Origin of the sequence: Nocardioides thalensis (assembly GCF_013410655.1) — a bacterium.
GTDB lineage: Bacteria > Actinomycetota > Actinomycetes > Propionibacteriales > Nocardioidaceae > Nocardioides > Nocardioides thalensis.
The window spans coordinates 2,390,447-2,403,653 of the sequence record NZ_JACCFP010000001.1 but is presented as its reverse complement, the minus strand read 5'-3'; the positions used below and the strand labels follow the sequence as shown (position 1 = coordinate 2,403,653).

The window sequence follows — 13,207 nt, the reverse complement described above, 5'->3', positions numbered from 1 at the left end:
CGCCCGATCAGACGGGCACCAGCTCGACGGCACCGACGGCGTAGCGCGCCAGCACCGTGCGCGCGACCTCAGGGTGGGCGCCCAGCGGGTCGGACACCGCGACAGCGCCGGCCTCGAGGGCGAGCTCGGTGGCTCGGTCGAGCAGGGTGCCCGGCGCGAGGAAGAGCGACGCGACCGCGATGTGGCGGCGACCCTCGGCGCGGAAGGCGCGCACCGCCTCACCCGTCGCCGGGGGAGCGCTGGTGGCGTACGCCGCGGTGACCGGCAGCTTGTGGTGCGTGCCCCAGACCCGGGCCAGCCGGGCGACGGCCTGGTTGGCCAGCGGGTCCGACGTGCCGGCGGCCGCCAGCACCAGGGCGTCGAGCTCGCGCACCCGGGCGTCCTTGAGCGCGGCGCGGAGCCGCTCGTCGAGCACCTCCAGGAAGCGCGCCTCGAGCCCGAGCACGTCGGTGGCGCGGATCTTCAGCCCGGGGTGACGGGCCGTCGCCGAGGCGATCAGCTCGGGCACGTCGACCTTCGCGTGGAACGCCTCCACGAGCAGGAGCGGTACGACGACGATCTCTTCGTGCCCGGCGCGGACGAGCTTGTCGACGACCGTGTCGAAGCTCGGCTTCGAGAGCTCGAGGAACGCCCTCTCGATGCGGAGGTCCGGGCGCTGAGCCTTGACCTCGTTGACGAGGGCGGTCACCGTAGCGGCGGAGCGTGGGTCCCGGCTGCCGTGAGCCAGGGCCACCAGTGCAGGAGCGGCCATCAGAATCCCCTCTCTGATGTGTCGGTACGTGCGATGTAACGGGTGGGGGCCTTCGGCGTCACGAATGGATCCCGCACTCGGTCTTGTTGGTGCCGGCCCAGCGCCCGCTGCGAGGGTCCTCGCCCGGGGCTACTCGGCGCGTGCACGGCCAGCACCCGATCGAGGGATAGCCGTCGTACACCAGTGGGTTGACGAGGACGCCGTTGTCCTGGATGTAGCTCTCGACCTGCTCGTCCGACCAGCGTGCGATCGGCGAGACCTTGACCTTCTGCTTCTTCGCGTCCCAGCCGATCACCGGCGCGATCACCCGGTTGTGGGTCTCGGCGCGGCGCAGGCCGGTCGCCCAGGCGTCGTAGCCCGCGAGCGACTCGGTGAGCGGCTGGACCTTGCGCAGCTTGCAGCACAGGTCGGGGTCGGTCTTGTAGAGGTCCTTGCCATAGGTGGCGTCCTGCTCCTCGACGCTCTGCACGGGCGTGATCGTGAGCAGGTTGACCGGCAGCGTGTGCTTGACGGCGTCGGCGGTGCCGACGGTCTCGGCGAAGTGGTAGCCGGTGTCGAGGAAGACGACGTCGATGCCGGGCACGACCTTCGACGCGAGGTGGGCGAGCACGGCGTCGCCCATCGACGAGGTGATGCAGAAGCGGTCGCCGAACGTCGCGGCGGCCCACTCGATGATCACCTCGGCCGGGGCGAGCTCGAGCTCGGCGCCCCAGTGGGACACCAGCTCGCGCAGCTCCTCGGGGGAGCGGCCCTCGGTCTGGGTGCCGCGGGCCCGGCGCGCGCGGGCGGTGGTCGCAGCGCTCATCGCAGGCCTCCTTCGGGTCGCAGCAGTCCGATCAGCTTCAGGGAGAAGGCGCGCAGGCAGGAGCGGCACTCCCAGCCGCCCGCGGCGTCGCCCGGCTTGCCCTGAGGAGCCGAGGTACGAGGCGTCTCGAAGGGTCGCAGGTCCTCGTCCCCGCAGTAGGGGCAGTGGAACGGAACGGCGCGCTCGCTCATGACGTGGCCGTCTCGAGCGTCTTGTCGCCGCGCAGCAGCTCCTCGTCGGCCCGGGCGACCCAGTCCGCGAAGATCTCGTCGTCCTTGCGGTCGACCAGGTAGTTGGTCACGACCGTGGTGACGTAGTCGTCGAGGCCGGCGCTGGTGACCTTGTGCGCCCGCAGCTTGCGGCCGAAGTTGGCGTTGAGCCCGGTCGCGCCGCCGAGGTGCACCTGGAAGCCCTCGACCTGGTTGCCGTCTCCGTCGACCACGAGCTGGCCCTTGAGCCCGATGTCGGCGACCTGGGTGCGGGCGCAGGCGTTGGGGCAGCCGTTGACGTTGACCGTGATCGGGGTGTCGAGGTCGGGGAAGCGGTGCTCGAGCTCGGCGACGAGCTTGCGGGCGCGCTCCTTGGTGTCGACGATCGCGAGCTTGCAGAACTCGATGCCGGTGCAGGCCATCGTGTTGCGGCGCCACTGCGACGGCCGGGCGGAGAGGCCGATCTCGTCGAGGCGCTCGACCAGCGCCTCGACCACCTCGGGCTTCGCGCCGATCAGCACGATCTTCTGGTACGGCGTTAGCCGGGCCCCGGCGAGGTCGAACTCCTCGATGACGTCGGCCAGCCGGACCAGCAGGGTGCCGGAGATCCGGCCCGCCGTGGGGGCGACGCCGACGTAGAAGTTGCCGTCCTTCTGCGCGTGCACGCCGACGTGGTCGCGGTGACCGACCGGCGACGGAGGCGACGGGTTGGTGACGAGCTCCTTGCCGAGGTACTCCTTCTCGAGCACCTCGCGGAACTTCTCCACGCCCCAGTCGGCGACCAGGAACTTCAGGCGGGCGCGCGAGCGCAGCCGGCGGTAGCCGTAGTCGCGGAAGATGCCCGCGACGCCGGCCCACACGTCGGGAACCTCGCCGACCGGGATCCAGACGCCCAGCTTCTGCGCGAGCATCGGGTTGGTGGAGAGGCCGCCGCCGACCCACACGTCGAAGCCGGGACCGTGCTCGGGGTGGACGGTGCCGACGAACGACACGTCGTTGACCTCGGGCGCGACGTCGTGGCTCGGGTGGCCGGTGAGCGCGGTCTTGAACTTCCGCGGGAAGTTCGAGAAGTCCTTGTTGTTCAGGTAGCGCCGCTCGATCTCCCGCAGCGCCTCGCTGCCGTCGATGATCTCGTCGGCGGCGACACCGGCGACGGGGGAGCCGAGGAACGGTCGCGGCGAGTCGCCGCACGCCTCCATGGAGTGCAGCCCGACCGCGTCGAGGCGCTCCCAGATCGCCGGGACGCTCTCGATCTCGATCCAGTGGTACTGGATGTTCTCGCGGTCGGTGACATCGGCGGTGTCGCGGGCGAAGTCCTGGCCGATCGTGCCGAGCGCGCGCACCGCGTCGGCGGAGAGCAGCTTGCCGTCGGAGCGGACCCGCATCATGAAGTAGCGGTCGTCGAGCTCCTCCTCCTCGAGGATCGCCGTCTTGCCGCCCTCGATGCCGGGCTTGCGCTGGGTGTAGAGACCCATCCAGCGGAACCGGCCGCGCAGGTCGGCCGGGTCGATCGAGTCGAAGCCGCGCTTGGAGTAGATGTAGAGGATGCGGTCGCGGACGTTGAGGGGGTCGTCGTTCTTCTTCGACTCCTCGTTCTTGTTCAGCGGCTCGCGGTAGCCGAACGCCCACTGGCCCTCGGCCCGGCGGGGGCGGGGCACGTCGGTGTGCTGCGGCGGCTGGGACTGGAAACGCTGATCAGACATGCGAAGACTTGGTCCTTCTCGAACAGGCGCTGCTCGCGGTCGCGGCGCGCGGAGACGTCGGGGTCGGAACTGACGGAACTCAGAAGGGCCAACACATCATGCTGCGGGTGCGCCCGAAGTCCACGTGGCGACGTACCACGAGGTGCGCATGGGTTGCAGCAGAGACCATGTCAATGAGTCTCATCTTTCGGACCGAGGCTCCACAACTCGCAATCTCATGATGTGGACGAGCGTCCCGGATATTGGACGGAAGGCCCCGCCTGCCACGCTCAGAGGGCGGCGCCTGCGACCGACGTCACACGCCGGACGACGCCGCGCAGCAACCGTGCTGCCCGACTCCGGGCCGTCGGCCCTAGGCTGTCGCCCATGAGCGACGCGTCGAACAGCACCCCCTCGAACGGCCTGGTCAGCAGCGCCTACCAGCAGGCGCTGGAAGTCATCGCCAGCGTGGAGCCCCGCGTCGCGGAGGCGACGCGCAAGGAGCTGGCCGACCAGCGCGCCTCGCTCAAGCTGATCGCCTCGGAGAACTACGCGTCGCCGGCCGTGCTGCTGACGATGGGCAGCTGGTTCTCCGACAAGTACGCCGAGGGCACCATCGGCCATCGCTTCTACGCGGGCTGCCAGAACGTCGACACCGTCGAGGCGCTCGCGGCGGAGCACGCCCGCGAGCTGTTCGGCGCCGAATACGCCTACGTGCAGCCGCACTCCGGCATCGACGCCAACCTGACCGCCTACTGGGCGATCCTCGCCCACCGCGTCGAGGGACCCTGGCTGACCGACGCCGGCGTGAAGAACATGAACGAGCTGTCCGACGAGGACTGGGAGAAGCTCCGCAAGGAGCTCGGCAACCAGCGTCTCCTCGGCATGAGCCTCGACGCCGGCGGCCACCTGACGCACGGCTTCCGCCCCAACATCAGCGGCAAGATGTTCCACCAGCAGCAGTACGGCACCGACCCGGAGACGGGCCTGCTCGACTACGACGCGCTCCGCGCCAAGGCCAAGGAGTTCAGGCCGCTGATCCTGGTGGCCGGCTACTCCGCCTACCCGCGCCGCGTGAACTTCGCGAAGATGCGCGAGATCGCCGACGAGGTCGGTGCGACGCTGATGGTCGACATGGCGCACTTCGCGGGGCTGGTCGCCGGCAAGGTGTTCACCGGCGACGAGGACCCGGTGCCGCACGCCCACGTGGTCACCAGCACCTCGCACAAGTCGCTCCGCGGTCCGCGCGGCGGCTTCATCCTCGCCACCGAGGAGTACGCGCCGAGCGTCGACCGCGGCTGCCCGATGGTGCTGGGCGGCCCGCTCTCGCACGTGATGGCCGCGAAGGCGGTCGCGTTCGCCGAGGCGCGCCAGCCCGCGTTCCAGACCTACGCGCAGCAGATCGCCGACAACGCCAAGTCGCTCGCCGAGGGATTCCTCTCCCGCGGCGCCAAGCTGGTCACGGGGGGCACCGACAACCACCTGGTACTGCTCGACGTCACCTCGTTCGGCCTGACCGGCCGCCAGGCCGAGTCGGCGCTGCTCGACGCCGGCGTGGTCACCAACCGCAACTCGGTCCCGGCCGACCCCAACGGCGCCTGGTACACCTCCGGCGTGCGCCTGGGCACCCCCGCGCTCACCACGCGCGGGTTCGGCCACGACGAGTTCGACCGGGTCGCCGAGCTGATCGTCCACGTCCTGCAGAACACCGAGCCCGGCACGACCAAGGCAGGCACGCCCTCGAAGGCGTCCTACACGCTGGCCGACGGCGTCGCCGAGAAGGTCAAGGACGCCTCGGCCGAGCTGCTCGACAAGCACCCGCTCTACCCCGGTCTCGAGCTGGCCTGACCTCCGGGCCGGGCGCCGGGGGCGCTGTCACCGCGTCGGGCGGCACACCAGCAGGTGGAACCGCGGCCCCTCGCGGTCGACCTCGCGTCGTTCCACGGCGAGCCCTGCTTCCTCGAACGTCGCGACGACCTCCGGCACCGGCCGCAGGTTGAAGTTGTAGCGGGTGAAGGGCTGCTCGGCCATCCAGTCCGGGTCGGCGATGCCGAGCACCCCACGACCCGACGGCGCGAGCACGCGGGCGAGCTCCCGCGCCGCGGGCGCGAGGTCGCCCTTCACGAAGTAGACCGTGTTGAGGCTGATCCAGCCGTCGAGCGCGCCGTCGGCCATCGGCAGCTCCTGCATCGAGGCCTCGTGCAGGGTGAGGCGGCCGTCGCGGACCGCCGCCTCGTGCGTACGGCGCGCCAGGGCCAGCATGTCCCGTGACGGCTCGACCCCGTGCACCTGTCCCTCCGGCAGCGCGGTCAGCAGCAGGTCGAGACCCAGCCCGCCGCCGAACCCCACGTCGGCGGTGACCTCCGTGCCCGCGAGCTCGAGCGCCTCGACCGCGGCCGCGATGGCGGCGCCGTTGTTCTGGTTGAGCTTGCGCGCGACGACGAGCTTGCCGAACAAGCCGGACGGACCGCCCAGCTGGCGGCTGAGGGCCTTCATGAGGAAGTCGGGGGGCGCGAACGGCATGACCGAACTATCCCAGTTGCTCGCCGCTGCGGGCCGTCTTGTCGAGCATGTCGAGGCTGAATCGGGTGATCGCCGCTCGGTCGGCCGCCACGCGGTGGACCTCCGGCGTGGGCTCGAGCTCCAGGAGCTCGAAGGGCAGCGCGGACAGCCCGGTGAACAGGGCGACGTGCAGTGCGTGCGCGCGCCGCAGCGTCGCGGGATCGACGTCGACGCCCTCGGCGGCCAGGCCGTCCCGGTAGGCAGCGAGCATCGTCGCGTCGCGCTCGGCGAGGTCAGTCGCGTCGCGGCGGCCGATCTGCACGTCGCCCACGAGCAGCTGCCCGAGGTCGAACCCGACCGGCAGCAGGGTGAAGAACCCGAAGTCGATGAGCGTGAAGCCGTCGTGGCCCGCGGTGAGGAGCAGGTTGTTGGGGCAGGCGTCGCCGTGGCCCGCCAGGTGCGGCATCGCGAGCAGCTCGTCGGTGACGGCATCGACGCCCTCGGCCGCCGACCGCATCCGGTCGCGCAGGTCGGCGAACGCGCCCGCGACGACGGGGTGCTGCCAGATCCCGTCGTCCTGCAGCATCGGCAGCACCTGGTTCTTGAAGCGGCCCTCGGCGTAGTTGCGGATCGTGAACGGGTGGCTCACGGACGCGGCCACCTCGCGCACGTGCCCGGAGGCCGCGAACCGTCCCATCAGGTGCGCGGCGCGGCGGTAGCGGGCGAGGTCCCAGGCGGCGTCGTACGTCGGGACGACCTCGAGCCAGACGGCGTACGACGACTCGTCGATCTCGTGGACCCCGAGCGTCCGCGGCATCTCCAGCCCGTCGGGCAGGTGCCCGGCCAGGTCGGAGGCGTAGACCTCGGCCTCGGTGCGCCACGGCACTGCCGCTCGTGCCATCTCGCGCATCTCCTCCGGCACCGATGCGAAGAAGGGCGAGCGTGACCACTCGTGCACGTGCTTGACGAACAAGGCGAACGACCGCGACTCCCCGGCGGCGACCGCGGTACCACTGACCGAGTAGCGCCCGGCGGTCGTGATCGCCGGGAGCTCGTAGGCGAACTCGACGGCGACCGACGACCTCAGGTCGACGGCATCGACGCCGAGCAGGTCGGCGACCATGCCGGCCAGGACGTCGTCCGGCACGTCTGCGGCCCCGAGGGCGGCGCGGTCGTGCATGTCCCGACTATCGCAGCGGACAGCCACCAGCGCCGGAAGTTTCAGGTCGCCGCGCCCGCCGACGTCGCGCGGCGCCAGCGCTGACGGTCGCGGGTGCGGCTACGGTAACGCGCGTGCAGGACGAGGATTCGCAGACGCCGGAGGCGGCTGACCGCACCCTCCTGCAGCGGGTCCGGCACACGATCTGGCGGCTGATCGTCACCACGGTCGGGTCGTGCCTGAAGTACCGGGTGACCGGGCTTGCCGCCGAAGGTGCGTTCTTCGCCGTGCTGTCGGTGCCGCCGCTGATCTTCGCGCTCGCCGGCGCGATCGGGTATGTGTCCGACACGTTCACGGCCGCGCAGATCGAGGACGTGCGGCGCGCGGTCATCGACCTCAGCTCCAGCTTCCTGACGGAGCGGGCGGTCGAGAAGGTGATCGAGCCGACCATGGAGGACGTGCTCAAGGGCGGGCGCTTCGACGTGATCTCGCTCGGCTTCGTGCTCGCACTGTGGTCGGGGTCGCGGGCCCTCAACGTCTTCGTCGACACCATCACCGTCATGCACGGGCTCGGCGGCAGCCGGGGCATCGTCAAGACCCGGGCGCTGTCGTTCTTCCTCTACATCCTGGCGGTTCTCACCGGAGCGGTGTCGATCCCGCTGATCGTGGCGGGCCCGAAGATCGTGCGGAGCTGGCTGCCCAACCGCGCCGAGTTCCTCATGAGCTTCTACTGGCCGGTCGTCATCATCGTCTGCATCTGCTTCCTCGCGACGCTCTACCACGTGTCGGTGCCAGTCCGGACGAACTGGAGCTTCAACCTCCCCGGCGCCACGTTCTCGCTCATCGCGTGGATCCTCGGCTCCTACCTGTTGCGCTGGGTGCTGACGGTCACCGCTGCTGAGTCGAAGTCGATCTACGGCCCGCTCGCCGCGCCCATCGCGGTGCTGCTGTGGCTCTACATCGCTGCCCTGGCCGTGCTGATCGGCGCGGGGGTCAACGCCGCGTTCGACACCGTCTTCCCGCAGCAGGCGACCTCGCGCGCGCGGCGGGAGCTGATGGCCCGGTTGCGCGAGCGCGTCGTCCAGGCGCGCGACCGCTGGTGAGACGTCACCGCCAGCGGTAGGCCACCTCGGGCCGCCCGCCGCCGCCGCTGTAGCGCGGCTGCCGCTCGACGAGGCCGCTGGACGCGAGGTGCTCGAGGTAGCGGCGCGCGGTGACCCGGGAGGTCCCGATGGCCGCGGCCGCCTCGCTGGCCGACAGGCCCCCGGGCGAGGCCCGCACCGCCGACGTGACCTCGCGGAGCGTCTCCGCGCTCATGCCCTTCGGGAGCGGCGCGGTGCCGGAGGGGCGGAGGGTGCCGAGCAGGCGGTCCACCTCGTCCTGCACGAACTCGCGGGGTGACTCGTCGAGGTGCGTCCGGTAGGCGGCGTACTGCTCGAGCTTGGACCGGAACGTCGCGAACGTGAACGGCTTGAGCAGGTAGAGGACCACGCCCTGCGCGACCGCGTGCCGGACGACATCGGTGTCGCGCGCCGCGGTCACCGCGATCACATCGGCGAGGTGACCAGCGGCGCGGACGCTCGTGACCAGCCCGAGGCCGTGCCTGTCCGGCAGGTTCATGTCGAGCAGCAACAGGTCGACCGGTCGGCCCTGCGCGCGCTCGGCCTCGAGGATGCGCATCGTGTCAGCGACGGAGTGGGCGACGCCGGCGACCTCGAACCCGGGAACGCGGCCGACGTACGACGCGTGCGCCTCGGCCGCTCGCACCTCGTCCTCGACGACGAGCACCCGCACGGTCACGAGCCTGCTCCCGGCCGCAGCACGACGGTGAACCGCGCACCGCCGAGGTCGGACCGGCCGATGCGCACCTCGCCGCCGTTGCGACGGGCCACCTGACTGACCAGGGCGAGCCCGAGCCCGCGACCGGCACCCGGCGCCGCCTTGGTCGTCCAGCCGCGCTCGAGCACGCGGGCCGCGTCCTCGTCGCCGAGGCCGGGACCGCTGTCGTCGACCTCGATGGTCAGCGTGCCGCGGTCTCCCTCGAGCCGGACGGCGACCCGCTTCTCGGCCGCGTCGGCGACGGCGTCGAACGCGTTGTCGACGAGGTTGCCCAGCACGGTCACGAGGTCGCGACCGGGCACGTCGGCACTTCCCTCGACGTTGCCCGAGACGGTGAGCTCGATCGCCCGTTCCGCGGCCTCGGCGGACTTGCCGAGCAGCAGCGCCGCGACGACGGGGTCGTCGACCGCCCCGACGACCCGGTCGGTCAGGAGCTGGGCGACCTGGAGCTCCTCGGTGGCGAAGTCGACCGCCTCCTCGGCGCGCCCCATCTCGATGAGGGACACGACGGTGTGGAGCCGGTTGGCCGACTCGTGGTTCTGCGAGCGGAGCGACTCGGTGAGCCGCCGGACCAGGTCGAGCTCGCCCGTCACCGACCTCAGCTCGGTGTGGTCGCGCAGGCTCACCACCGAGCCGACCTCCCGACCCTCCCAGAGAGCGGGAGCGGTGGAGACCACGAGCATGCGGTCCCCGGCGAGGTAGAGGTCGTCGGACTCGGGTGTGCGACCGAGCGCCGCCGCGACGAGGCCGGGTGCCAGGCCGAGGTCACCGACCTCCCGCCCGACGACGTCCTCGGGCAGGTCCAGAAGGCGGCGCGCCTCGTCGTTGACGAGCTCGACCCGGCCGTCCTGGTCGAGCAGCAGCAGTCCTTCGCGCACCGCGTGGAGGACCGCCGAGTAGTACTCGTACATCCGGGCGATCTCGCGCTCGCCCATCCCATGGGTCATCCGCCGCAGCCGGCGGCTGACGAGGCCGGCGCCGACGACGCCGACGGCCAGCACCCCGCCGGCCACCGCGAGGATCACCACCACGTCACGCCACAGCTGACGGTAGACGTCGCTCACCTCCACCCCGACGGAGACCAGCGCGATGACCTCGTCGCCGTCGCGGACCGGGACGACGGCGCGGATCGACGGCCCGAGGGTCCCGGTGTACTGCTGGGTGAAGACCTCCCCCTCGGGCGCACCGCCGAGGTCACCGACGAACGGCTCGCCGATCCGGTCGGGGTCCGGGTGGGTGTAACGGATCCGGTCGAGGCCCATGACCACCACGAAGTCGGTCTCGGTGTCGATCCGCACGTCCTCGGCGTAGGGCTGCAGGACCCGGGTCGGGTCCGCGGTCCGGACCGCGCCGCGAACGGTCGGGGAGTCCGCGACCGCTTCGGCGACGGCTGCCGCTCGGTCGGCGGCGTGGTCGCGGACGTCACGACGGGCGTCGTACGTCGCGAGGGCGATCGCGACCCCGACCAGCAGCAGGACCACGCCGACCTGCAGCAGCAGGATCTGGCGGGCGACCGAGAGGTCGGCCATCGGTCGGGGGCGGCGCACCTCCGCATTCTCGCGCAGCACCCGGCGGTTCTTGTGGCGCAGGTCACGAACACAACGAACGCAACGGTGACGCACGTCACGCGGCTCGCGAGAGTCGGTCACGAGCCGGGAAGGCCGGCACCAGGAGGTCAAACGATGAGCAACCACAGCCGTGCGGCGCGCAGGGATCGCACGCACTTCCTCTACATCGCCGTGATCGCCGCGGTCGCCGCCGGCATCGCGGTCGGACTGCTCGCTCCGGCGTTCGCCGTCGAGCTCAAGCCGCTCGGCGAGGCGTTCGTGGCGCTGATCAAGATGATGATCCAGCCGGTCATCTTCTGCACGATCGTGCTCGGCGTCGGGTCGGTGCGCAGCGCCGCCCGGGTCGGCAAGGTCGGCGGTCTCGCGCTCGGCTACTTCGTGGCGATGTCCACCGCGGCCCTCGCGATCGGCCTGCTGGTCGGCAACGTCCTGCACCCCGGCTCGGGGCTGAGCATCACCGAGGAGACCGCGTCGGCGGGGGCGGAGCAGGCGGCGGGGGTCGAGCACACCAGCACGACCGACGTCCTGCTCGGGATCATCCCCGACTCGATGCTGTCCGCGCTGACGTCCGGCGAGGTGCTGCAGACCCTGCTCGTCGCTCTGCTCGTGGGCTTCGCTCTGCAGGCCATGGGCCGCACCGGCGAGCCGGTCCTGCGCGGCGTGGGCCACGTCCAGCGGCTCGTCTTCCGGGTGCTGGGGATGGTCATGTGGGCCGCGCCGATCGGCGCGTTCGGGGCGATCGCCGGCGTCGTGGGGGAGACCGGTGTCGAGGCGCTCAAGAGCCTGGCCGTGCTGATGCTGGGCTTCTACGCGACGTGCGCGCTGTTCGTGTTCGTCGTCCTCGGGGTCCTTCTCAAGGTGACGACCGGCATCAACCTGTTCGCGCTGCTGCGCTACCTGGGCCGGGAGTTCCTGTTGATCGTGTCGACGTCCTCGTCCGAGACCGCCCTGCCGCGGCTCATCGCGAAGATGGAGCACGCCGGTGTCGACAAGTCCACCGTCGGCGTCGTCGTGCCGACCGGCTACTCGTTCAACCTCGACGGCACGGCCATCTACCTGACGATGGCGTCGTTGTTCATCGCCTCGGCGATGGGTGACCCGCTCTCGCTCGGGGAGCAGGTCTCGCTCCTGCTGTTCATGATGATCGCCTCGAAGGGCGCCGCCGGCGTCACCGGTGCCGGCATGGCAACCCTGGCGGGTGGGCTCAGCTCGCACCGGCCGGACCTGGTCGACGGCGTCGGGCTGATCGTCGGGATCGACCGCTTCATGTCGGAGTGCCGCGCAGTGACGAACTTCGCCGGCAACGCGGTCGCCACCGTGCTCATCGGGACCTGGACCGGTGGTCTCGATCGCTCCCAGCTCGACCGGGTGCTCGCCGGGGACGACCCGTTCGACGAGACCACCATGGTCGACGACCACGGCGCGCCGCCGGCCGAGGAGGACGAGAAGGAGGCCGGGACCAGGGCCCCAGCGCTGGTCTGAGCCCGTCGCTTGTCGCGAGCCGCCGCCCCGTCGGGGCGGCGGCTCGTGGCGTCTCCGACGATCGGCACCGGGCCTGCACTAGATTCACAGCCGTGAGCGAGGACCCCCAGGCCGCAGCGGTCGTCGAGACCCGCGGACGGGTGGCTCTGCCGGAGCGGACCCGGTCGCCCTGGTGGGAGCTCGGGCGCCGCATCCTCGCGGCTCTCGCGATCCTGGTGGGCACCGTGTTGCTCGTCTACTTCGACCGGGACGGCTACAAGGACGGCGGCGACGCCACCGCTGCCGACCCCAACGGCACGATCACGCTCATCGACGCGATCTACTACACGACCGTCACCCTGTCGACGACGGGGTACGGCGACATCGCGCCCCTGAGCGACACGGCGCGACTCGTGAACGCCTTCGTCATCACCCCCGCCCGCATCGCGTTCCTGGTGCTGCTCATCGGCACCACCCTCGAGGTGCTGGCCCAGCGCGGCCGGGAGCTGTTCCGGATCGCCCGTTGGAGGAGACACATGGGACACCACGTCGTGGTCGTCGGCTACGGCACCAAGGGCCGCAGCGCCGTCGACACGCTCGTCAACAACGGACTGGAGCGGGAGAGCGTCGTCGTCGTCGACCCCAGCCCCGAGGCCATGGCCGACGCGCATGCCGACCAGCTCGCGGTCGTCACCGGCGACGCGACCCGCCGCGAGGTGCTGCGCCGCGCGGGGGTCGCCACGGCCGACCAGGTCATCGTCACCACCGACCGCGACGACACCAACGTGCTCGCGACGCTCACCGTCCGCCAGCTCAACCCCGACGCGTTCATCGTCGCGGCGGTGCGCGAGCAGGAGAACGCCCCGCTCATGCGCCAGTCCGGCGCCGACTCGGTGATCATCTCCGCCGACGCAGTCGGACGCCTGCTCGGCCTGTCGACGCTGTCGCCCACCCTCGGCACGGTGATGGAGGACCTGCTGACCTACGGCGACGGGCTCGAGGTCGCCGAGCGGGACCTGCTCGTCACCGAGGTCGGCCGTCAGCCGCAGTCACTGCCCGACCAGGTGATCGCGGTGGTCCGCGACGAGAAGGTCTACCGCTACTTCGACCCGGTCGTGGCGCTGCTCGCTCGGGGCGACCGGCTGATCGTCGTGCGGCCCGCGGAGGAGAAGCCGTGGGCACCTCGGCCGGGCACCCACAACGAGGACTTCGCCGACGACCAGGGCTGATC

The 13,207-nt window shown here is 71.2% G+C and carries 12 protein-coding genes; 4 read left to right on the top strand and 8 right to left on the bottom strand.

Features of this window, described 5'->3' with window-relative positions; all coding sequences use genetic code 11:
- Positions 1-7 precede the first annotated feature (7 nt).
- From HNR19_RS11830 to HNR19_RS11815, 4 genes are read right to left on the bottom strand one after another with little or no spacing between them, the layout of a single operon-like run.
- Positions 8-751, bottom strand: a complete 744-nt coding sequence (locus HNR19_RS11830) for a sirohydrochlorin chelatase (protein ID WP_179668101.1) — start codon at positions 749-751, stop codon at positions 8-10.
- A gap of 58 nt (positions 752-809) precedes the next feature.
- Positions 810-1,556, bottom strand: coding sequence for a phosphoadenylyl-sulfate reductase (locus HNR19_RS11825; protein WP_179668100.1), 747 nt, complete (start codon positions 1,554-1,556; stop codon positions 810-812).
- Positions 1,553-1,747, bottom strand: coding sequence for a hypothetical protein (locus HNR19_RS11820; protein WP_179668099.1), 195 nt, complete (start codon positions 1,745-1,747; stop codon positions 1,553-1,555). Before HNR19_RS11820 ends, HNR19_RS11825 begins: the two co-directional genes overlap by 4 nt.
- The gene (locus HNR19_RS11815; RefSeq protein WP_179668098.1) at positions 1,744-3,468 is read right to left on the bottom strand and encodes a nitrite/sulfite reductase; all 1,725 of its coding nucleotides are present in this window, start codon (positions 3,466-3,468) and stop codon (positions 1,744-1,746) included. The genes HNR19_RS11820 and HNR19_RS11815 overlap by 4 nt, the downstream gene beginning before the upstream one ends.
- 366 nt (positions 3,469-3,834) lie before the next feature.
- On the opposite strand from HNR19_RS11815, the gene HNR19_RS11810 reads away from it, so the two are divergent.
- Positions 3,835-5,295, top strand: coding sequence for a glycine hydroxymethyltransferase (locus HNR19_RS11810; RefSeq protein WP_179668097.1), 1,461 nt, complete (start codon positions 3,835-3,837; stop codon positions 5,293-5,295).
- 27 nt (positions 5,296-5,322) lie between these two features.
- Here HNR19_RS11810 and HNR19_RS11805 read toward each other — a convergent pair whose 3' ends face one another.
- A complete protein-coding gene (locus HNR19_RS11805; RefSeq protein WP_179668096.1) occupies positions 5,323-5,970 on the bottom strand; it encodes a class I SAM-dependent methyltransferase in 648 nt (215 codons plus the stop codon).
- 7 nt (positions 5,971-5,977) lie between these two features.
- Positions 5,978-7,129 carry a phosphotransferase gene (locus tag HNR19_RS11800; protein WP_179668095.1) on the bottom strand — a complete coding sequence of 384 codons (1,152 nt, stop codon included), beginning with the start codon at positions 7,127-7,129 and terminating at the stop codon, positions 5,978-5,980.
- A 113-nt stretch (positions 7,130-7,242) separates the two neighbouring features.
- Here HNR19_RS11800 and HNR19_RS11795 point away from each other — a divergent pair, with 113 nt between their 5' ends.
- Positions 7,243-8,211: a YihY/virulence factor BrkB family protein gene (locus HNR19_RS11795; RefSeq protein WP_343047164.1), complete on the top strand. Its 969-nt coding sequence runs from the start codon at positions 7,243-7,245 to the stop codon at positions 8,209-8,211.
- A 4-nt stretch (positions 8,212-8,215) separates the two neighbouring features.
- Here the strand turns inward: HNR19_RS11795 and HNR19_RS23540 are convergent, their stop codons facing one another.
- Together HNR19_RS23540 and HNR19_RS11785 are read right to left on the bottom strand one after the other, a co-directional pair.
- Positions 8,216-8,902: a response regulator gene (locus tag HNR19_RS23540; RefSeq protein ID WP_343047163.1), complete on the bottom strand. Its 687-nt coding sequence runs from the start codon at positions 8,900-8,902 to the stop codon at positions 8,216-8,218.
- 2 nt (positions 8,903-8,904) lie between these two features.
- A complete protein-coding gene (locus HNR19_RS11785) occupies positions 8,905-10,494 on the bottom strand; it encodes a sensor histidine kinase (RefSeq protein ID WP_343047162.1) in 1,590 nt (529 codons plus the stop codon).
- A 135-nt stretch (positions 10,495-10,629) separates the two neighbouring features.
- Here HNR19_RS11785 and HNR19_RS11780 point away from each other — a divergent pair, with 135 nt between their 5' ends.
- Together HNR19_RS11780 and HNR19_RS11775 are read left to right on the top strand one after the other, a co-directional pair.
- Entirely contained in the window at positions 10,630-11,997 is a 1,368-nt protein-coding gene (locus HNR19_RS11780) for a cation:dicarboxylate symporter family transporter (protein WP_179668093.1), read from the top strand.
- 92 nt (positions 11,998-12,089) lie between these two features.
- Positions 12,090-13,205, top strand: coding sequence for a potassium channel family protein (locus HNR19_RS11775; RefSeq protein ID WP_343047161.1), 1,116 nt, complete (start codon positions 12,090-12,092; stop codon positions 13,203-13,205).
- The last annotated feature ends 2 nt before the right edge of the window (positions 13,206-13,207 follow it).

What these genes read in the sequence shown, in the direction of transcription:
- HNR19_RS11800 (WP_179668095.1), bottom strand. Translation starts at nt 7,129, where the DNA reads ATGCACGACCGCGCCGCCCTCGGGGCCGCAGACGTGCCGGACGACGTC.
- HNR19_RS11820 (WP_179668099.1), bottom strand. Translation starts at nt 1,747, where the DNA reads ATGAGCGAGCGCGCCGTTCCGTTCCACTGCCCCTACTGCGGGGACGAG.
- HNR19_RS11810 (WP_179668097.1), top strand. Translation starts at nt 3,835, where the DNA reads ATGAGCGACGCGTCGAACAGCACCCCCTCGAACGGCCTGGTCAGCAGC.
- HNR19_RS11825 (WP_179668100.1), bottom strand. Translation starts at nt 1,556, where the DNA reads ATGAGCGCTGCGACCACCGCCCGCGCGCGCCGGGCCCGCGGCACCCAG.
- HNR19_RS11815 (WP_179668098.1), bottom strand. Translation starts at nt 3,468, where the DNA reads ATGTCTGATCAGCGTTTCCAGTCCCAGCCGCCGCAGCACACCGACGTG.
- HNR19_RS11780 (WP_179668093.1), top strand. Translation starts at nt 10,630, where the DNA reads ATGAGCAACCACAGCCGTGCGGCGCGCAGGGATCGCACGCACTTCCTC.
- HNR19_RS11830 (WP_179668101.1), bottom strand. Translation starts at nt 751, where the DNA reads ATGGCCGCTCCTGCACTGGTGGCCCTGGCTCACGGCAGCCGGGACCCA.
- HNR19_RS11805 (WP_179668096.1), bottom strand. Translation starts at nt 5,970, where the DNA reads ATGCCGTTCGCGCCCCCCGACTTCCTCATGAAGGCCCTCAGCCGCCAG.